Genomic DNA, 18,163 nt, shown 5'->3' with positions numbered 1-18,163 from the left:
GGCTCAACCCGCCTTCCGGCGCCCGGCCGGAGCCTTGCGCGAAGCCGTCTTCGTCGCCGCCGCTTTTTTTGCCGGCGTCTTCTTCGCGGCGGCTTTCTTCGCCGGTGCCTTCTTCGCGGCCACCTTGCGACCCGAAGCGCTCTTCGCCGCCGGCGTGCGCGTCTTCGCGCCGATGCTCTTCTTCAACAGCGCCATGAAATCGACGACGTTCGTCGTGGCGTTTTCCGGCGTGCGCTCCTCATCCTCCACCCTCGCGGTGACACCCTTGCTCTTGAGGCGTTTCTCGATGGCCGAGCGCAGCTTCTCGCGGAATTCGTCGCGGTAATCCTCTGGCTTCCACTTGCCCGACATCGACTCGACCAGGTCGGTCGCCATCTCTATCTCGCGCGACGTGATGCGGTAGTCGGCGGTGGATTTTCCTGGCAGTTCGAAGTCGTCCACGTCGACGACCTCCGACTTGTAACGCAACAGGTTGAGGACAAGGGCATCGCCTTGCGGCATGACGGCGGCGAGGTATTCCTTCGTCCGGATGACCACGCGTGCGATGCCGGCCTTGCCGGTTTTCTTCAACGTCTCGCGTAGCAGGACATAGCCCTTCTCGGCTTTCTTCGCCGGGAGCAATACATAGGGTTTCTCGTAGTAAGCCGGCGCGATCTCGGCGGCATCGACGAAGGTATCGATCTCCACCGTCTCGTGCGCATCGCTGGCGGCGTTACGGATATCGTCCTCTTCGAGGACCACGTAGTTGCCCTTCTGGTACTCGAAGGCCTTGACGATGTCCTTCCAGGGGACTTCCTCGCCGGTATCCGCGTTGACGCGTTCATAGCGCACCGGCGTATTGCTGCGCTGGTCGAGCATGCGGAAATGCAGGTCGTTGCGGCGCTCGCCGGACATCAGCCGGATGGGCACGTTGAGCAGACCGAACGATAGCGTACCGGTCCAGATGGGGCGGGCCATGCGGGCGATCCTCGGGCTCGGGTGGAGCCCGAGGATCGCGCCGGTGACGTGCAGGGAACGCAAACGTGGTTGCTGCCACCCGCCCTGCCTTGGGCTTATTTACCGCCCTGCACCACCGGAAGTTCGATCGCGCTGGCCGTGCCGGGCGCATGCCATACCTGCTGCGTCGCCTTCTGGTAGTCGGAAGGCTTGGCGAAGAAGATATTGGGCACGAAGGTCTGCGGATTGCGGTCGTACAGCGGGAACCACGACGACTGCACCTGCACCATCACCCGGTGACCGGGCAGGAAGGTGTGGTCCACCGTGGGCAGGCCGAAGCGGTACTCCAGCGCTGTGTTCGGCGTGAGCGCCTTGGGCTCGGCGAAGCTCTCGCGGTAGCGGCCGCGGAAGATATCCATGGAAACCGCGAGTTCGTAGCCACCCATGGCCGGCGTGCTGGCGTTGGTGTCGGGATAGACGTCGATCAGCTTCACCACCCAGTCGCTGTCCGTGCCGCTGGTCGAGGCGTAGAGCTTCACCTGCGGCGCACCCGCCACCTTCAGCGGCGCGGTGAGCGGTTCGGTCACGTAGGTCAGGACGTCCGGACGTCCATCGACGAATCGCTGGTCTTGCACCAGCCACGTGGTCCACGACTGCCGGTCGGCGAAACGCACCGGACGCGGCACGTACGGCACCGGCTTGGCCGGGTCCGAGACGTACTCGTCATACTTGGCTTCGGCCGCGCCGGGAGCCTCAAACGACAACTTACCGTTGGCATTTAGGTACATCGGACGGCTCGATCTGGCCTGTGGCCAGCTCTTGAAGCGGTCCCAATGGTTCTCGCCGGTGTTGTAGATCAGCACCGGCGGGGTGTTCGCCTTGGGTGCGCCATCGACCAGATACTGGTTGAAGAAGGGCAGGAGGACGTCCCTGCGGAACTGCAACGCGGTGTCGCCGTCCCACTGGAGCGCGCCCAGCGACGAGGCGTCGTAGTTCACCTGGCTGTGCCGCCACGGGCCCATCACCAGGTAGTTCTTGTCGTTGCCCTTGTCCTTGGGCTCCACCGCCTCGTAGCTGTGGATGGCCCCCCACATGTCCTCCTGGTCCCATAGGCCTTGTACCCACATCGTGGGCACTTTCAGCGGCTGGCGACCCATTTCCTTGTCCAGCGCCTGACCTTGCCAATAGGCGTCGTAGGCGGGGTGCTCGCTGAGCTTGCGCCAGTAGGGCAACTGGTCGAGGCCCGCGGCCCGCGCGTAATCCCCCGCGGAACCGGCGGCCAGGAAATTGGCGTAATCGTCGTAGCCCACGCGCGGGATGGTCGCGCCCTTGCCGCGCTTGGCGTTCTGGCCGGTGATGTAGTCGAAGTTGGTCTGCCGGAAGGCGCCGTAGTGGAACCAGTCGTCGCCCATCCAGCCATCCACCATCGGGCTCTCCGGCGCGGCCACCTTGAGCGCGGGATGGGGGTTCACCAGCGCCATCACCACGGTGAAGCCCTCGTAGGAAGACCCGATCATGCCCACCTTGCCATTGGACTCGGGCAGGTTCCTGGTCAGCCATTCGATCGTGTCGTAGGCGTCGGTGGAATGGTCGACGTCGGAGGAATTCAACGGTCCACGCAGGGGCCGGGTCATCACGTAGTCGCCTTCGGAGCCGTATTTGCCGCGAATGTCCTGGAAGACGCGGATGTACCCGGCGTCCACGAAGACCTCGTCGCCCATCGGCAGCAGGTTGCGCATGGTGGGAGCGTCCGAGCGCTCCGCTCGGCCATCGGCGTTGTATGGGGTGCGGGTGAGCAGGATCGGGGCGTGTTTCGCGTTCTTCGGGATGACGATGACGGTGTGCAGCTTCACCCCATCGCGCATCGGAATCTCGACGACGCGCTTGACGTAGTCGTTGGCGCTGGTGGGCGCGTCGTACTTCGCGGGGATATCCGGCGTCAGCGGCGCGGTCTGCGCGGCGACGAGGGACGAGGCGACGGCCAGGGACAGCGCGAGCATGGGCAGCAACACGGGACGACGTGGCATGGGCATTCCTGTGGCAGTGGGACGGAACCGTCCTAGCCTGCCGCATCCTGAACGGAAGGGCCACAGGAGAAGAGCACCAGCGGGAGAAAGTGGTGGGAGACCTGGTGAGACCTGGTGGGAGCCGACCTTGTCGGCGATCCCGCGGCAGCGGGCCAGGTTGCGGCGAGCACCCATCGCCGACAAGGTCGGCTCCCACCGGGCTTCTCCCACCGGGCTTCTGGTACCGAAAAAAAAGCCGCTGCTAAAAGCAGCGGCTTTCCTTCCGCGGAACCGCTCGTCCTTCCAGGGAAGGACGAGCGCTCGCGAGTGCGGCTTACTGACCCGAAGCGGTCGAAGCCGGAGCCGGGGCGGCGGTGCCGGCGGCAGCCGGAGCGGCCGTGCTGGCGGCCGGCGGGGTGGTGTCGGCCGGCGGGGTGGCGGCCGGAGCAGCCTCGGGGGCGGCAGCGGCGGTCGAAGCGGACGACGGCGCGGTGGCCGAGGTGTCATCGGACTTGTTGCAGCCCGACAGCATGGCAGCGGCGACAAAAGCCAGGGCAGCGATGGAAATGACCTTCATGATTTAGGGCTCCTCATTTGTTATGTATAGGGCAAGCGCTGCGGAGCATACCGCCGAAATGGCGAACCTTCCACGGCAATCGTCGCGCTTGCAGACAAAATAAAACTCGCATCCGGGGCGCACCCGTCCAAAGACGGACCCGCCTAGGGTGCAACGGCTATTGTGAAGCGTGGATGTCCGGCGGCGCATCGCAGACGGCGTTCGCAGACATTTTCAGAATAATCGCGTTCCGCCATTTGAAGCCAGTCCCTACCCTGTCACCCGGAAGTTGCTGTTGGGCACCCCTGCCCAGCCGCCTGACAAGGAGTGACGCTTTGACCATACAACACCCCTCTCCCCGCCGATACCTCGCCGCCTTCGTGGCGGCGCTCTGCGCCCCGGCGGTTTCGGCAGAGCCCCCGCCATTCGTGGCCGATGGCATCTGGCTGGATATCGACGCCGGAACCTACGAAACCAGCGAACCATCCCGCTATGGGGTGCTGGCCACCAACGGCGGCAAGGCCGAGGGCAAGCAGGTCATCCTGCGCACGCAGGGTGAATCCGCCTCGGCCATCCGCGTGACCGGCGCCTTCAGCGAAGTCACCCTCACCGGCGGCGAACTCACCACGAAGGGCGATCTCGCCCATGGCCTTTATGTCACGGGCACGCAGGGCACCGTCACCTCCCTGTACGGCGTCGACATCCGTACCGAGGGCGGCAGCGCCACGGGCGCCACCTTCGCGCTGGACGGCGCGGCCGGCCGCATCGAGGGTGGCAGCATCCATACCCTGGGCACGGTCGCCGCCGGCATCGTGGCCGAGGATGGCGGCCAGTTCCTGGTCGAGGGAACGAGCATCCGCACCGAGGGGAACAACGCCGCCGGGCTGATTGCCCGCGACGGCAGTTCCTCGCTTTCCGCGCGCCGCACGCGGATCGAGACATTGGGCAGGGAAAGCCACGGCGTCCACACCCAGGACACCGCCACCGCCACCCTGGAAGATGTCCAGGTGACCACGAACGGCGAGTGGGCGAACGCGTTGAACGTCAACACTGGCAGCGGCTTGTTCACCGTCACCCGCAGCAACCTCGTCACCCATGGCGAACATTCCGTCGGTGTGAACGTGGCCAATGGCGGGCCTCTCTCATTGGCCGACACGCGCATCGAAACCACGGGCGATTTCGCCTCGGGCCTGGACAATCGTGGCGGTTCGGTCGCCGTCGGAAACGTCGACGTCGTCACGCACGGCCAGCAAAGCCATGGCTTGCTCGCGCAAGGAGGCGATCATCCGGGTCGCCTCCCGCAGGTCGATGTCCGCGACTCACGCGTCTCCACGGCAGGCGAGTCCGCCTACGGCGTATCCGCGACCCAGGGCGGTACCGTACAGCTGCGCAATGCATCGATCGTCACCTCGGGCGTCGGCGCGCACGGCATCCATGCGTCCGGCGGCGACATTCGCAGCACGGGCAGCGCGGTCGAGGTTTCGGGCACCGGCGCCTACGGCGCCCTCGTGGAGTCGGGTGGCACGCTGCGCATGGACGGTGGCTCCTTGCATAGCCAGAACGGTGCTGCGCTCGGCCTCAACGATCCCGGCATCGTTCGCCTTGGTGGGGGTGCATCGCTGACCGGTGGAAACGGGGTGTTCGCGGAAGTGGACCCGAACTCAACGCAGGCCTTCACCGTGGTGCTGGATGACCATGCCGTCGCCGTGGGGGACATCCGCCTCTCGGACAAACCGGCTGCGCTTCCGTCGGACCAGACGAAGTTCTCGCTTTCCATCAAGAACGCCGCCGCCTGGTCCGGCGCCACATCGATCGTGCGCCACGTGTCCCTGGAGAGCGGCGGCACCTGGAACGTCACCGGTGACAGCCGCATCGGCAGCCTGCGCAACGACCATGGCATCGTCGCTTTCGCGCCGGGAGCGCCGGGAGCGTTCGGCACGCTCACCATCGACGGCGACTACGAGGGCAACGATGGCCTCTTCCGGATGCGCGGCCAGCTTGGCGACGATCACTCCCCGGCCGACCTGGTCCATGTCACGGGCAATACCTCCGGAGGCAGCCTGATCGCCATCGACATGCTCGACGGCACCGGCGACCACACCCAGGACGGCATCCCCCTTGTCAGGGTCGACGGCCGCTCCGAAGGCAGCTTTCGGCTCGCTGGTCGCGCGGTCGCCGGAGCTCATGAGTATTTTCTCTACCAGGGCTCCCTGAGCCAACCCGACGACGGCGACTGGTACCTGCGATCGAGCGTGCGTGAAGTCATCGTCACCCCTGAAACACCGGACCCGGGCGAATGGGTCGATCCTGGTGAGCCGCCCACGCCGGTGCTGCGTCCGGAAACGGGTACGTACCGGGCCAACCAGACGGCGGCGCTCGCCATGTTCCAGGCGGGGCCGGGCGCGGGTGAAGACGAGGAAGACGAAGGTTCCCGCCGTAGTGCGTGGGCACGCTTCGAACGCCAGCACACCACGTTCGACCTGCGCGACCAGATCACCACGACCACCGCCACGAACGAACTCACCCTGGGTGCCGACCTGCTTCGCACCGACGGCGCCGCGGCGTCGCATGTGGGCGTCATGGCCTCCGCGGGCCAAGCGGATACGCGTGGCCATTCCTTGCTTACGCGCTATTCGGCCAAGGGTCGCGTGCGTGGTGCGGCCGCCGGCGTCTACGCAGGAGTCCGGGCCAACAATGGCATGTATCTGCGCGGCTGGACCCAATACGCGCACTTCAACCAGCGGGTGGAAGGCGACGCCTTGCAGAACGAGCGCTACGGTAGCGGCGCGCTCACCGCCAGTATCGAAGCCGGTCACCGCTGGCGCACCACGCTGGGCACGGAATCCGATGCCTACCTGGAGCCCCAGGCACAGTTGCTCGCCACTCGCCTGCGCGGCGGCAGGCATACCGAAGCCAATGGAACCCGTGTCATTCCCGCGCATGCCAGCGGCCTCACCAGCCGTCTTGGCGCTCGTGCGGCGGCTCGCTGGAACACACCGGGCGGCCATGTCGCCTCACCGTATGTAGCCGCCAACTGGCTTCGCCGCCTCGGCAAGATGGACGCCACGCAACTCGATGGCGACGCCTTCACCGGTGGCGTGCCACGCAACAGCTACGCGCTGAAACTCGGCGTCGCCTTCCTGAGACATAGTGGCTGGCGCGTATGGGGCGATGTGGAAACCCGCTTCGGCGCACGCAACTACCGGCGTGTCGCGGGGACACTCGGAGTTCGCAAGGCCTGGTAAATCCGTGGGCGGGTCGCCCACCGCGACCCGCCTGTCACGCTTCATCCGGCCGACCTCAGCCGGCCACTTCCGCCGAAGGTGTCGCCGCACGCTTCGCCGTCACCGTGCTGCCGATCGACGCCAGCACGATAAAGCCGATCGCCAGCCACTGCGCCGATATGAGGTGCTCGCCCAGGAGCAACATGGCCAGCAACGATGCGACGGCAGGTTCGAGGCTCACCATGATGCCGAAGGTCTCGCTGGGCAGGCGCTTCATCGCCATCATCTCCAGCGACATGGGAATAGCGCTCGAAACGATGGCCACGCCGAGCCCGGCAGCCAGGATGCCGGGGTTCAGCAAGCTCGCTCCCGCATGCGCGATCCCATAAGGCACGACGACGAAACTGGCGGCGACTAGCCCCAACGAGACCGAATGCCCCGCATGCAGGTGCCCCGCCTTCTTGCCGAAGACGATGTAAAGGGCCCAACACACGGCGGCGGCCAGGGCCAGCGCGACGCCCACGGGGTCGAGCGGGCTGTCGTGGCCAAGCGGCAGCAACATGACGAGGCCTGCGACCGCACAGGCAAGCCAGACGAAATCCACCGGCCGGCGCGACGACCACATCGCCACCGCCAAAGGCCCACTGAACTCGATCGCCACGGCGATCCCGAAGGGGATCGTGCGCAGGGCGAGGTAGAACAGCAGGTTCATCACGCCCAGGGTCAGCCCGTAGCGGATCACCGATCCCGCGTCGCGGCGGCTCAATGGCCAGCGCCAGGGGCGCCAGACGATCAGCAGCACCAGTGCGGAAAAACCGACGCGAAGCGCCGACGTGCCCTCGGCGCCAATCAGCGGAAACAGCTTCTTCGCGAACGACGTGCCGATGCATAACGACGTCACGGAGCCGAGCACGGCAAGCGCCGGCAGCCACAGGGTTGAGCGCGTAGGGTTCATCGCGACACTGTATCCGCTGGCCATGCATTTCTATAGGTTCTTCACCCGGGTGGGAACCTCACGGGAGGCGGTTTACACGTGCGGTGTCCATCCTGGCGACGAGGGTGGCGGCCGACGGCTCTGCCTACCGCGCTTCCCGGACTTCCGCGAAGAACTTTTCCATAGGGAGGGCAGGCGTCTGTGGCACATGCATGGACATTATGTTTATATGAGACATATTGTCTATAGAACGGATCACGCCCGATCATGACCGCCCTTCCCGACTTCCGACTCGAAAGCTGGTTCTCGCGCTGGGAATTCGCCGCGCGGTACCACCTCACGGCGTCCGATGCGCAGAGCATGAGCCTCGCCCAATTGCTCGCCCTCGCGGAGCCCGCCGATCGCGAGGCCTTCGAGGCCTTGCACCTGGGTTACACGCAAACCTACGGCGCGCCCGCACTGCGTGAAGCCATCGCGTCGACCTACCAGCAACGCGACGCGGCGGACGTCCTCTGTTTCGCGGGTGCCGAGGAAGGCATCTATATCGCCATGCGCGTGCTGCTCGAGCCCGGTGACCACGCTATCGTGATCACCCCTAATTACCAGGCCGCCGAAACGATTCCGCTGTCGATTTGCGAGGTAACCGGCGTCGCGCTGAATCCGGACGACCATTGGTCCCTCGACATCGACGACGTGGCCGCGGCGATCCGGCCGAATACCCGCGTCGTCTCGATCAACTTCCCGCACAATCCCACCGGCAAGATCCTCGAGCGCGAGCGTTTCGACGCCCTCGTGGCTTTGTGCCGCAAACACGGCATCTGGCTTTTCAGCGACGAGGTCTACCACTCCCTCGGTCCTTCGGGGACGACACACCTGCCCCAGGCTGCCGATGTCTATGAAAAGGGGTTGTCGCTAGGCGTGATGTCCAAGGCCTATGGCTTGCCGGGCCTGCGCATCGGTTGGATCGCCTGCGCCGACCGTGCGCTGTTGCAGCGCATGGAGCGCTACAAGCACTACTTGTCGATCTGCAACGCCGGGCCGTCGGAAGCGTTGGCCTTGATCGCGCTGAAAGCACGCTCGACGATCCTGGATGGCCATCGCCAGCGCATCGACCGCAACCTCGCCACGCTGGACGATTTCTTCGCACGTTGGCCCGACCGCTTCCAGTGGCATCGCCCCGATGGAGCTTGCATCGCCTATCCGCGATACCTCGGACCAGAAGGTGTCGACGCATTCGCGACCGACCTCGTCGAACAAGCCGGCGTACTCCTGCTCCCCGCCTCCAACTACCGATCCGAACTCACCACCACCCCCACCGACCGTTTCCGCATCGGCTTCGGCCGCGCGGACTGCGCCGAGGCGATCGACGCCCTGGACCGGTACCTGGGGAAATAAGATTCAAGGTGGGAGCCGACCCTGTCGGCGATCCCACGGCAGCGGGCCGGATCGAGGCAAGCACCCATCGCCGACAAGGTCGGCTCCCACCAAAAGCATTACTGGCCGCCGGCCTCGTCCTGCGCCATCAACGCGTTGATCTGCGCCTTGTGCGCTTCATAAAAAGCGACGTTCTGCTTGTTCACCTTGGACTGGTCGACATACGCGGCCATCTGCGGGTTGTTCTTCGCTTCCGAGGCGATCGCCGCGTTGGTGACGGCCAGGTTCGCCAGCAGGAACTCGCGCGGCGTGAAGCCGTACTTCTTGATGAGCGGCTCGATCCTCGGATCGGCGGCGGTCACCTGGGCGGCGAGATCGTCGAGTGAATGGATCTTCGAGAAATCGGTCTTCGCATCCTTCGGCTTGATCCCCTGCTTCTTCGCGTCCTGCGACACCTTGACGATACGGTTGAACACGTCTTCGTTGAGGTTGTAGTTCTGGATCGCCTGCTTGTCCGAGGCGGGAATCGCGCTGGCGGGATTCGCGGCCGGGGCGGCTTCTTGCGCAAAGGCGGCGACCGGCGCGACGGAGGCGGCGGCCAGCAGGGCGGCGAGGATATAACGTGACTTCACGGGCAACTCCTGGGTTGTCGGGTCCGTGCCGGACGGTGAACCAGCATAAAGCGCCAATTGTTACGTATGCGTCGGCGCGGTCACGTTTTCTTCAGGAATCTTCGGCGCGTTCCAGCCCATCGCGTTATAGAAGTGGTAGCGGGCCACGCCGATGTATTCATGAATCGCGAAATCCGCGAAGGAGAGGTTTTCCGAGGTGGGCAACCAGTCGTAACGGGCAGTGACGTAATCGCCCCTTACCGCTTCCCCGCGGATGCCGAAGTGGGCGAAATAGAGCACCGCCCGCTTCAGATGGACCGCCGAGGACACCAGCACCACCTTGTCCGCGCCGTAGGCCATCAGCAGCGGCTTGCTGAACTGGGCATTCTGAAACGTATTCATGCTGCGCGCCTCGAGCACCAGGTCGGCGCGCGGTATGCCGAGGCGGTCGAGGGTGATCGCGTAGACATCGGCTTCGGCCTGGCGCAGCTTCATCGCATCACCACCGCTCACTTCCACCTTGCAGTCCGCGCCGGTGGCCTTGCAGGAACGGTAGAGCTCGGCGGCGCGCAGGATGCGCCCGTTCGCATAGAGGCTGGGTTCGACGGCGCCGGCCCCACTGCGCACCGTGCCGGCGCCCAGCAGGATGATCGCGTTGCGCTGGCCCCACTGCGCGACGTCGGGCGCGAAGCCCGACTGCAACCGGCCGAGCAACATGCCCGTCAGCGGACCGCAACCGGCGAAGAACAGCCATGCCAGCGAAAGGACGGCGAATACGATGCCGCTGCGCGAACGGCGCCGGACCATGAGGACGAGGCCGACGACGAGAAGGAAGAGGAACACGATGAGGGTCATGGGCGCGGAGCGTAGCAAACCCCGGCGACGAAAAACCTTACCGACCGCGATCCAGCGCCCGTTCCAGGCAGGTGACCAGCTCGTCGCCGCTGAACGGCTTGCCGATATAGCAGAAGGCGCCCTCTTTCATGGCGCGTTCGCGCAGGCTTTCGTCGGGGAACCCCGTGACGAAGACGACCGGATAGGTGTGGCCCCGTTCGATGAGTCGCCGATGCAGTTCGAGCCCGTCCATGCCGGGCATGTTCACGTCGGTGACGAGGCAATCGATGTCGTCGCCCCCGTGGCGGAGGAACTCCTCGGCCGAGATGAAACCCCGTGCCTCGTGTCCCAGCGACCGAACCAGACTCACCGTAGCCGCGCGCACGGCCTCGTCATCGTCCACGATCGCCACAATCCTGTTAGCGGCCAACCTCGAGTCCTCGCCCAGCACCTGCCAGACCTGCCGACCATACAGTGCGCCGCAGGCGGCGGAATGGGAATCATACGGAAGTGTGCGGCGAGCGCCGGGTCAGGAGCGAATGCCCAGTGCTTCCGCCTGTTTCACCAGTTCCGCCAGGGATTTCGCGCCCATTTTGCGCATGACGTTGCCGCGGTGGATCTTCACCGTGATCTCGGACAGGCCGAGCAGCCCGCCCACCTGCTTGTTCATCAGCCCGGCGGTGACGTGGGCCATCACCTCCCGTTCGCGCGGCGTCAGCGAAGCGTAGGCCTGGCGCAGGGTGGCCAGCGCGTCGGCGTCGCGTCGCGCCGCCGCATCCCGCTCGATGGCGTTGGCCACGGCGTCGAGCATGTCCTGGTCGCGGAAGGGCTTGGCCAGGAAATCCAGCGCGCCGGCCTTCATCGCGCGGACGGACATCGGGATGTCACCGTGCCCGGTCATGAAGATGATCGGCAGGTGGTTATCCATCGACGCCAGTTGCGACTGGAAGTCGAGGCCGCTGACTCCGGGCAGCCGCACGTCGAGCACGAGGCAACCCGGCGCGTCGGCATGCTCGCGGGCGAGGAAATCGGCGGCGCTGCCAAAGCTGGCCACGCTCAGTCCCACCGAGCGGAACAGCGATGCGAGCGCCTCGCGCACCGAGGCATCGTCGTCCACGATGCATACGATCGGCGTCCGCGCGGCATTGGCGATGGGTACCCGTGTCATGCCCGGAGCTCCTCGGCCACCGTGACCGGCAGCGTGAAATGGAAGGTCGCTCCCCCTTCCGGACGGTTGGTCGCCCACAGGCGGCCACCGTGAGATTCGATCGTCGAGCGGCAAATGGCAAGACCCATTCCCATGCCATCGCCCCGCGTGGTGACGAAGGCATCGAACAGATGGGGTGCGATGTGTTCCGGAATGCCCGTGCCGCTGTCCTCGACCTCCACCAGCAGGCCGTTCGCCCCCTCGGCGCGTGCGCGCACCAGCAACCGCCGCTGTCCGCATACCGCGGACATGGCCCGGATCGCGTTGCCCATGAGGTTCACGATCACCTGTTGCAGCTGGACGCGGTCACCGCGCGGCATGGGCGCGTCACGGGCGATGTCCACGTGCAGGACGATGCGATGCAGGGCGATCTCGCCGTCGAGCAACTGTGCGCATTCCTCGATCAGGGCGGCCAGGTCGAACAGCACATGCTGGCGCGGCTCCTTGCTGGCCAGGCTGCGCACGCGATGGACCACCTCGCTGGCCCGGCGGGCATCGCGCACCACGCGCTCGATGGCGTCGCAGGCTTCGCCCAGGTCCGGCTCGGGCCGGCGCAGCCAGCGCAGGGCCGCCTCGCCATGGGTGACGATCGCGGCCAGCGGCTGGTTCACTTCGTGCGCGATGGAAGCGCTCATCTCACCCAGGGCCGTGACCCGCGCCGCCTGGGCCAGCTCGGCCTGCACCGCGATCAAGGCACGCTCGGCGCGCTTGCGGTCGGTGATGTCCACGACGCTCACCAGCACGCGGTCGTACCGGCTGGGGCCCAGGGGCATGTTCATGCCGAACAACACGGTGAGCCGCTCACCGCGCAGGTTCACCAGGTGGGTTTCGCCCTCGGCGATCCCGCCGCCCTGGATGATGGTGAGCAGCACATGGGCGAACGTGCGCTCGGAAGCGGGCAGGAAACGGCTGAGCGGCCCGATCAGGTCGTCGCGGCACCGGGCCCCCAACATGCGCACGGCGGCCTCGTTGACGTCGGTGACGTAGGTGAGCGCGCAGGCTTCCGTGACGAACTCCGGGTGGGCCTCCAGGTAGGCGGCCAGGTCGGTCACGCCCTCCTCGCGCAGGACGGCGACCCGCTCCATCACCCGCGAATAATCCTCTTCCCAGAACGAGAACCGGGCCGTTTCGAACATGCTGCGGTAACGGCGCTCGCTCTCGGCCATGGCGGCGGCCGCGGCACGGCGCTCGGTCACGTCGGTGCCGGCTTCCAGGATGACCCTCGGCTTGCCCTGCTCGTCACGCAGCAGGGCGCAACGCGCCTCGACGATCACGATGCGGCCATCGCGATGGCGCTGGATCACCTCGCCTTCCCACCGGCCGGTACCGGAGAGTTCGGCGTCGGCGGCCTTGCGGTCGCCGGGGATGGCCGTGCCGAGCAGGTCGTTCGCACGACGGCCCAGGGCCTCGTGGGCCGTCCAGCCGTAGAGCTGCTCGGCGCCGCCGTTCCACAACACGATGATGTCGTCCATGTCGCGGACGAAGATGGAATCGTGGGTCAGTTCGATCAGGCTCGCCTGGCCCGCGATGGTGATCATGCGGTCGCGATTGCGCAGCGCCAGCACGGCGGTGATGGCGATCGCCACCAGGCTCACCGCGCAGCGCATCATGGCCGCGTCCAGGGCGATCCATCCGTGCCCGCGCAGGTAGGCCACGGCGGTCAGCACCATGCAGCCCACGGCGGCACCGACGATCGCACGGCGGCTGCCACTGGCGGCCACCAGGAGCACCACCACCACGTAGACCACCGCCACCGCGCTTTGCAGCGGGGTGAAGGTATCGACCAGGAAAACGCCCAGTGCCAGAAGCGCGCCAAAACCCATGAGCAGGCCGGCGACCAGCCGCCGCGGGCGGGCGGCGGGGGCATAGGCACGGCTTTGCAAGGGTATGAATAGGGACATCGGGAGGCTGGATGCGGGGTGTCTTGTAGGAATCGGCCCGAATCGTCATGGATAAACGGCATATCAGTCTTGCACGCCGGTGATGGTTTTTGACCGTTACGGCACAGCTCTTACAAGAAACGCGACATGGCGCTCCTATCCTTTGGTATGGAGCGCCCCGACCGTATGTAGAATTCAGCCCGACCCGCATCGCGCATACGCTGCCTTCATGGGCAGTCCCGCCCATGAGCCGCCGCCGTGGAGCCGATGCACATGCGATTCGAAACCAACGCTTACGCCGGGACGGGAGCCACCCTGGCTTCCGAGGCCATGCATGGCATGGCGTCCTCCAGCGTCACCCGCCTGCTGGAGCAGGCCCTCACCGCCGCCGAGACCGATCTCGCCACCACCCGTGCCTGCGTCGCCCAGGTGGCCGCGCTGCTGGAACGTGAGCAGGCGCCGGTCGAGGCAAAGGAGCCGGTGGCGGCACGCCGTCGTGCCGGCGCGGGCCTGGCCCCGTGGCAGGCACGCCGCGTGGCGGCCCACGTGGACGAGAACCTGGGGTTCCCGATCACCATCGAGCATCTGGCGACGATCGCCGGGCTGTCCAGCAGCTATTTCTGCCGGGCGTTCAAGGACACCTTCGGCGATCCGCCGCATGCATACATCATGCGCCGCCGCGTGGAACGCGCGCAGTCGCTGATGTTGCAGACCCGTGAACCGCTCAGCCAGATCGCCCTGGCCTGCGGCCTCTCCGACCAGGCGCACCTGTGCAACCTTTTCCGCCGCCTGGTGGGACAAAGCCCCAGCCACTGGCGGCGCTCGCGCTGGCAGGAAGCCTGAGCCTCAGCCGAAGAGCTTCGCGGCGACTTCGGCGATGTGCCTGCCCTGGAAACGGGCACCGGCGAGTTCGTTCTCGGTAGGTTTGCGGGAACCGTCGCTGGCCGCGATGGTCGTAGCTCCGTAGGGGCTGCCACCGGTGATCTCGTCGAGTTTCAACTGGCCCTGGAAACTGTAAGGCAAGCCCACCGGGATCAGGCCCAGATGAAACAGGTTCGTAATGATCGAGAACAGCGTCGTCTCCTGGCCGCCATGCTGCGAGGCCGTCGAGGCGAAGGCACCACCCACCTTGCCGTTGAGCGCGCCACGCATCCACAGGGCGCCGGTCTGGTCGAGGAAGTTGGCCATCTGCGAGGTCATACGGCCGTAACGGGTACCGGTTCCGATGATGATGGCGTCGTAGTTCTCGAGTTCGTCCACCCGTGCCACGGGCGCGGCCTGATCGAGCTTGAGACCGGATTTTTTCGCGACGTCCTCGGGAACCAGTTCGGGAACGCGTTTGATGTCGACGCTGGCACCCGCTTCACGGGCGCCCTCGGCGACGGCGTTGGCCATCGTTTCGATGTGGCCGTACGCCGAGTAGTAGAGAACGAGGACCTTGGCCATGAGCGGAATCTCCGTCGGGAAAGGATCAGGACAGGAAAGGTAGGCACGTTGCCGTCTATGCAACGTGTCGGCGCACCATCGCCGCCGTACAGAGGTTGAGCCGTATGCCGCACGCCCGGATCGTCGATATCCACTCCACCGTCGCAGGCGCCGTGCGCAAGTCGCACGCCTGGCAAGTGCTGCGCGAAGCCGCCCGCGTCGAACCGGACGAATCCGCCCGCATCGCCTGGTACCGCGACGACCCCATCGCCGGCCTCGGCCTGCTGACCGCCGAGTCGCTCGTGGCCGCCGGCCGCTACGAGGACGTCCTGGCCTTCCTGCGCGGGGTGAAGACGGATCTCGGGCTGGAGCCAGCCCGAGGGTTCGGGAGCTTCTGAGCCAGCCTGGTGGGAGCCGACCCTGTCGGCGATGCGAGCTCGCGGTAAAGTCCGGATCGACAGCACCCCGGAACCCCATCGTGTCGATCGAAGAAGCGATCACTCCCCAGCGCAACGAACGGCTCACCGCCGAGCGTGCCTACGAGCTCTATTGGGCCGACCTGCTCGGCCACGACGCCACGTTCACCTGCGTCGGCACCGGGTGTTCCGCGCCGCTGATCTGCGCCTGCCTGGACAAGCCCGAGCAGAACCTGCGCATTCGCCCGTATTTCCGATCGCGCCGCCTGGAAGACCATGCGGAAAGCTGCGAGGTGGCGCACGGCCGGGGTGAACCCGCCGCCGGCAAGTCACCGGATGTCTTCGAAGCGGAACGACCGGCCGATCATTTCCGTGCCACCGCCGCGGCGGCGAAGGCGGACCCGGCCGCGGGACCCGCGCGCCGCGTGGCGAGCAACACCAGCCCTGGCCTCAAGCCGCGTCCCAGCCATTACTACCGGCTGTCCTCGCTGGTGCAGAAGTTCCTCGAACACCGCAGGGACAAGGACCTCGCCGAGGCCACCGTCGAGATCGGCGGCGAGACGGTGACCTACGAGACGCTCTTCCGCAACATCTACCGGCAGAAAGCGGCCGACCAGCTCGGTACCCGCGCCGTGTGGTGGGGCACGGCCTCGTTGCGCGCCACGAAGGAAGGCGGCTACTACCTGCGCTTCTCGCGCCCCTTCCGCCACGACGATAGCGAACTGCGGCCAACGATCACCCTCACCGCGAAGGACATCGACGCCTATCCCGTGCGCAAGCTGCTGCGGGCGCGGCTCGACAAACTCATCGCGGAAGCGGACGGCTATTGCGTGGTCTTCGTCTGGGCGAAGCCATGGATGCCGAAGGACGCGGAGAAACCCTTCGTGCGGTTCTACGTGAACAACCTCGACCACATCGACGTGCGAGGCCCGGAGATCCTCGAGGAACTGAAGAACACCTCGCGGATAGGTACCTGAATCGGTAGCATGCCGATATGCCAGCCAAACGCCGCAAACGCCTGCGCCTGCCTTTCGTCCGCCACCCGCGCGATGCCTCGCACGACTATGACGATGCCAGTTACGACGGTGGCGTGTCCGGCGGAGCCTACCTGCGCCATGTGTTGATCGTGGTGCTCGCGCTCGCCGTGGTGGCCGCCCTCGCGCGCTGGGTCCTGTAACGGCTAGCCCCGGTAGATCCGCGCTTCATCGGCGCGCAGGTCGCCACTGCCGGCGCCCGGGTGCGTGGACAGCACGCAGGCATCGGCGGGTTCCGTCATGGGCAAGGCGGCCGGTTCGCCGGTGAAATTGAGCATCACCACGAAGCGTTCATCGCCATCGGTACGCTCGAAGGCCAGGACCGCGTCGCTCACGCCGAGCACGCGTATCGCACCCCGGCTGAGCGCGGGAGAGCCCCGCCGCATGCGCAGCAACATCCGGTAGAGCGAAAGCAGCGACGACGGATCGTCCGACTGCGTGGCCACGTTGCGCGAGGCCACGTCGTCGCCGATGCGCAGCCACGGCACACCCCTCGTGAAACCGGCCCCCTCGCGCGGGAACCAGCGCATCGGCGTGCGTTGCGGGTCCCGGCCCAGGCCCTTGCCGGGTTCGTTGCGCTCGAAGGGATCGCGCACTTCCTCGAAGGGAATCGGCACGTCGTGCATGCCGATCTCGTCGCCGTAGTACATCGTGGGAGTGCCCCGCAGGGTCAGCAGCAACACGGCCGCGACACGCGCCTGCGCGTCACCCACGCGCGAAGCGATACGCGGCTTGTCGTGGTTGCCCAGGACCCAGTTCGGCCAGCCGCCTTCGGGAAGCGCGGCTTCATAACGCTCTACCAGGTCGGCGACGAAACGCGCTTCCCACGGCGCACCGATCAGCAGGAAGTTGAACGGCAGGTTCGCCCCCGCCAGGCCCTCGCCGTAGTAAGCCACGATCCGTTCCAACGGGAGGTACAACTCCCCGATCAACACACGTTCCGGAAATTCGTCCACCACCGACCGCATCGCGGCGACGACGCCCTGCGCTTCCGGTAAATCGGCCGTGTGCAGCGGCAGCAGGCGGTGGGCTTCGGAATCGATGCCTTCGCGGTAGTCCGGGTTGGGCGGGTTGTCGCGAAATTCGGCATCCTTCATCACGTGGTAGACCACGTCCACGCGGAACCCGTCGACACCGCGCCGCAACCAGAAACGCATCGCGTCGTACATCGCCTCGCGCAACACGGGATGGCGCCAGTTGAGGTCCGGCTGCTTGTCCAGGAACAGGTGCAGGTAATACTGGCCCGTGCGCGCATCGAAGGCCCATGCGCTGCCACCGAAGTTCGACAGCCAGTTGTTCGGCGGCCCACCGTCGGGGGAGGGATCGCGCCAGATGTACCAGTCGCGAAATGCGCTGTCGCGCGAGCGGCGGCTTTCACGGAACCACGGGTGCTCGTCGGAGCTGTGGTTCGGCACGAAATCGAGGATCACCTTCAGGCCGAGCGCATGCGCGTCGGCCAGCAAGGCATCGAGCACGTCGATATCGCCGAACAACGGATCGATGCCACGGTAGTCGCTCACGTCGTAGCCGAAATCGGCCATGGGCGAGGGGTAGATGGGCGAGATCCACAAGGCATCCACGCCCAGGGACGCGAGGTACTCGAGCTTGCCGCGGATGCCTTCCAGATCGCCGATACCGTCGCCGTTCGCATCGGCGAACGAACGTGGATACACCTGGTAGACGACGCCGTCGCGCCACCATAGCCGTTCTTTCACGAATCCTCCGG

General features: G+C 66.1%; 17 protein-coding genes. 6 read left to right on the top strand and 11 right to left on the bottom strand.

Annotation, left to right across the window (positions count from 1 at the left end; genetic code table 11):
- Nucleotides 1-3: 3 nt before the first annotated feature.
- The 3 genes from AB6730_RS15575 to AB6730_RS15565 all read right to left on the bottom strand — a co-directional run bounded on the left by AB6730_RS15575 (nt 4) and on the right by AB6730_RS15565 (nt 3,519).
- Nucleotides 4-957, bottom strand: coding sequence for a Ku protein (locus AB6730_RS15575; protein WP_371024523.1), 954 nt, complete (start codon nt 955-957; stop codon nt 4-6).
- A gap of 95 nt (nt 958-1,052) precedes the next feature.
- Nucleotides 1,053-2,936, bottom strand: a complete 1,884-nt coding sequence (locus tag AB6730_RS15570) for a CocE/NonD family hydrolase (RefSeq protein WP_371024535.1) — start codon at nt 2,934-2,936, stop codon at nt 1,053-1,055.
- A 340-nt stretch (nt 2,937-3,276) separates the two neighbouring features.
- Complete coding sequence (locus AB6730_RS15565) at nt 3,277-3,519, bottom strand: hypothetical protein (RefSeq protein ID WP_371024522.1); 243 nt, start codon at nt 3,517-3,519, stop codon at nt 3,277-3,279.
- A 314-nt stretch (nt 3,520-3,833) separates the two neighbouring features.
- Here AB6730_RS15565 and AB6730_RS15560 point away from each other — a divergent pair, with 314 nt between their 5' ends.
- Nucleotides 3,834-6,743 carry an autotransporter outer membrane beta-barrel domain-containing protein gene (locus AB6730_RS15560; RefSeq protein ID WP_371024521.1) on the top strand — a complete coding sequence of 970 codons (2,910 nt, stop codon included), beginning with the start codon at nt 3,834-3,836 and terminating at the stop codon, nt 6,741-6,743.
- A 55-nt stretch (nt 6,744-6,798) separates the two neighbouring features.
- Here the strand turns inward: AB6730_RS15560 and AB6730_RS15555 are convergent, their stop codons facing one another.
- Entirely contained in the window at nt 6,799-7,677 is an 879-nt protein-coding gene (locus AB6730_RS15555) for an EamA family transporter (RefSeq protein WP_371024520.1), read from the bottom strand.
- Nucleotides 7,678-7,923: 246 nt separating this feature from the next.
- On the opposite strand from AB6730_RS15555, the gene AB6730_RS15550 reads away from it, so the two are divergent.
- Nucleotides 7,924-9,051 (top strand): aminotransferase class I/II-fold pyridoxal phosphate-dependent enzyme, encoded by a 1,128-nt coding sequence (locus AB6730_RS15550; RefSeq protein WP_371024519.1) that lies wholly within the window; start codon nt 7,924-7,926, stop codon nt 9,049-9,051.
- 98 nt (nt 9,052-9,149) lie between these two features.
- Here the strand turns inward: AB6730_RS15550 and AB6730_RS15545 are convergent, their stop codons facing one another.
- From AB6730_RS15545 to AB6730_RS15525, 5 genes are all read right to left on the bottom strand, one after another.
- Nucleotides 9,150-9,662: a hypothetical protein gene (locus AB6730_RS15545; protein ID WP_371024518.1), complete on the bottom strand. Its 513-nt coding sequence runs from the start codon at nt 9,660-9,662 to the stop codon at nt 9,150-9,152.
- 60 nt (nt 9,663-9,722) lie between these two features.
- Nucleotides 9,723-10,496, bottom strand: coding sequence for a YdcF family protein (locus AB6730_RS15540; RefSeq protein ID WP_371024517.1), 774 nt, complete (start codon nt 10,494-10,496; stop codon nt 9,723-9,725).
- 37 nt (nt 10,497-10,533) lie between these two features.
- Nucleotides 10,534-10,878 carry a response regulator transcription factor gene (locus tag AB6730_RS15535; RefSeq protein WP_371024516.1) on the bottom strand — a complete coding sequence of 115 codons (345 nt, stop codon included), beginning with the start codon at nt 10,876-10,878 and terminating at the stop codon, nt 10,534-10,536.
- A gap of 126 nt (nt 10,879-11,004) precedes the next feature.
- Nucleotides 11,005-11,643, bottom strand: coding sequence for a response regulator transcription factor (locus AB6730_RS15530; RefSeq protein ID WP_371024515.1), 639 nt, complete (start codon nt 11,641-11,643; stop codon nt 11,005-11,007).
- Entirely contained in the window at nt 11,640-13,583 is a 1,944-nt protein-coding gene (locus AB6730_RS15525; protein WP_371024514.1) for an ATP-binding protein, read from the bottom strand. The genes AB6730_RS15530 and AB6730_RS15525 overlap by 4 nt, the downstream gene beginning before the upstream one ends.
- A gap of 252 nt (nt 13,584-13,835) precedes the next feature.
- On the opposite strand from AB6730_RS15525, the gene AB6730_RS15520 reads away from it, so the two are divergent.
- Complete coding sequence (locus AB6730_RS15520) at nt 13,836-14,405, top strand: helix-turn-helix transcriptional regulator (RefSeq protein WP_371024513.1); 570 nt, start codon at nt 13,836-13,838, stop codon at nt 14,403-14,405.
- 3 nt (nt 14,406-14,408) lie between these two features.
- On the opposite strand, the gene wrbA is transcribed toward AB6730_RS15520, so the two are convergent.
- Nucleotides 14,409-15,008, bottom strand: coding sequence for an NAD(P)H:quinone oxidoreductase (wrbA, locus tag AB6730_RS15515; protein ID WP_371024512.1), 600 nt, complete (start codon nt 15,006-15,008; stop codon nt 14,409-14,411).
- A 104-nt stretch (nt 15,009-15,112) separates the two neighbouring features.
- Here wrbA and AB6730_RS15510 point away from each other — a divergent pair, with 104 nt between their 5' ends.
- From AB6730_RS15510 to AB6730_RS15500, 3 genes are all read left to right on the top strand, one after another.
- Nucleotides 15,113-15,385, top strand: a complete 273-nt coding sequence (locus AB6730_RS15510; RefSeq protein ID WP_371024511.1) for a hypothetical protein — start codon at nt 15,113-15,115, stop codon at nt 15,383-15,385.
- 80 nt (nt 15,386-15,465) lie between these two features.
- Nucleotides 15,466-16,380 carry a hypothetical protein gene (locus AB6730_RS15505; protein WP_371024510.1) on the top strand — a complete coding sequence of 305 codons (915 nt, stop codon included), beginning with the start codon at nt 15,466-15,468 and terminating at the stop codon, nt 16,378-16,380.
- Nucleotides 16,381-16,397: 17 nt separating this feature from the next.
- Nucleotides 16,398-16,580: a hypothetical protein gene (locus AB6730_RS15500; RefSeq protein WP_371024509.1), complete on the top strand. Its 183-nt coding sequence runs from the start codon at nt 16,398-16,400 to the stop codon at nt 16,578-16,580.
- A gap of 3 nt (nt 16,581-16,583) precedes the next feature.
- Here the strand turns inward: AB6730_RS15500 and AB6730_RS15495 are convergent, their stop codons facing one another.
- A complete protein-coding gene (locus AB6730_RS15495) occupies nt 16,584-18,152 on the bottom strand; it encodes an alpha-amylase family glycosyl hydrolase (protein ID WP_371024508.1) in 1,569 nt (522 codons plus the stop codon).
- Between the last annotated feature and the right edge of the window lie 11 nt (nt 18,153-18,163).

Source organism: Luteibacter sp. RCC_6_2, from assembly GCF_041360655.1.
GTDB lineage: Bacteria > Pseudomonadota > Gammaproteobacteria > Xanthomonadales > Rhodanobacteraceae > Luteibacter.
The sequence above is the reverse complement of the archived record's forward strand: the minus strand, read 5'-3'. Positions and strand labels throughout refer to the sequence as shown.

Excerpts from the sequence above, each read along its gene's own strand:
- AB6730_RS15575 (WP_371024523.1), bottom strand. The coding sequence starts at position 957 with ATGGCCCGCCCCATCTGGACCGGTACGCTATCGTTCGGTCTGCTCAAC.
- AB6730_RS15570 (WP_371024535.1), bottom strand. The coding sequence starts at position 2,936 with ATGCTCGCGCTGTCCCTGGCCGTCGCCTCGTCCCTCGTCGCCGCGCAG.
- AB6730_RS15565 (WP_371024522.1), bottom strand. The coding sequence starts at position 3,519 with ATGAAGGTCATTTCCATCGCTGCCCTGGCTTTTGTCGCCGCTGCCATG.
- AB6730_RS15555 (WP_371024520.1), bottom strand. The coding sequence starts at position 7,677 with ATGAACCCTACGCGCTCAACCCTGTGGCTGCCGGCGCTTGCCGTGCTC.
- AB6730_RS15550 (WP_371024519.1), top strand. The coding sequence starts at position 7,924 with ATGACCGCCCTTCCCGACTTCCGACTCGAAAGCTGGTTCTCGCGCTGG.
- AB6730_RS15540 (WP_371024517.1), bottom strand. The coding sequence starts at position 10,496 with ATGACCCTCATCGTGTTCCTCTTCCTTCTCGTCGTCGGCCTCGTCCTC.
- AB6730_RS15530 (WP_371024515.1), bottom strand. The coding sequence starts at position 11,643 with ATGACACGGGTACCCATCGCCAATGCCGCGCGGACGCCGATCGTATGC.
- AB6730_RS15525 (WP_371024514.1), bottom strand. The coding sequence starts at position 13,583 with ATGTCCCTATTCATACCCTTGCAAAGCCGTGCCTATGCCCCCGCCGCC.
- AB6730_RS15520 (WP_371024513.1), top strand. The coding sequence starts at position 13,836 with ATGCGATTCGAAACCAACGCTTACGCCGGGACGGGAGCCACCCTGGCT.
- wrbA (WP_371024512.1), bottom strand. The coding sequence starts at position 15,008 with ATGGCCAAGGTCCTCGTTCTCTACTACTCGGCGTACGGCCACATCGAA.
- AB6730_RS15510 (WP_371024511.1), top strand. The coding sequence starts at position 15,113 with ATGCCGCACGCCCGGATCGTCGATATCCACTCCACCGTCGCAGGCGCC.
- AB6730_RS15500 (WP_371024509.1), top strand. The coding sequence starts at position 16,398 with ATGCCAGCCAAACGCCGCAAACGCCTGCGCCTGCCTTTCGTCCGCCAC.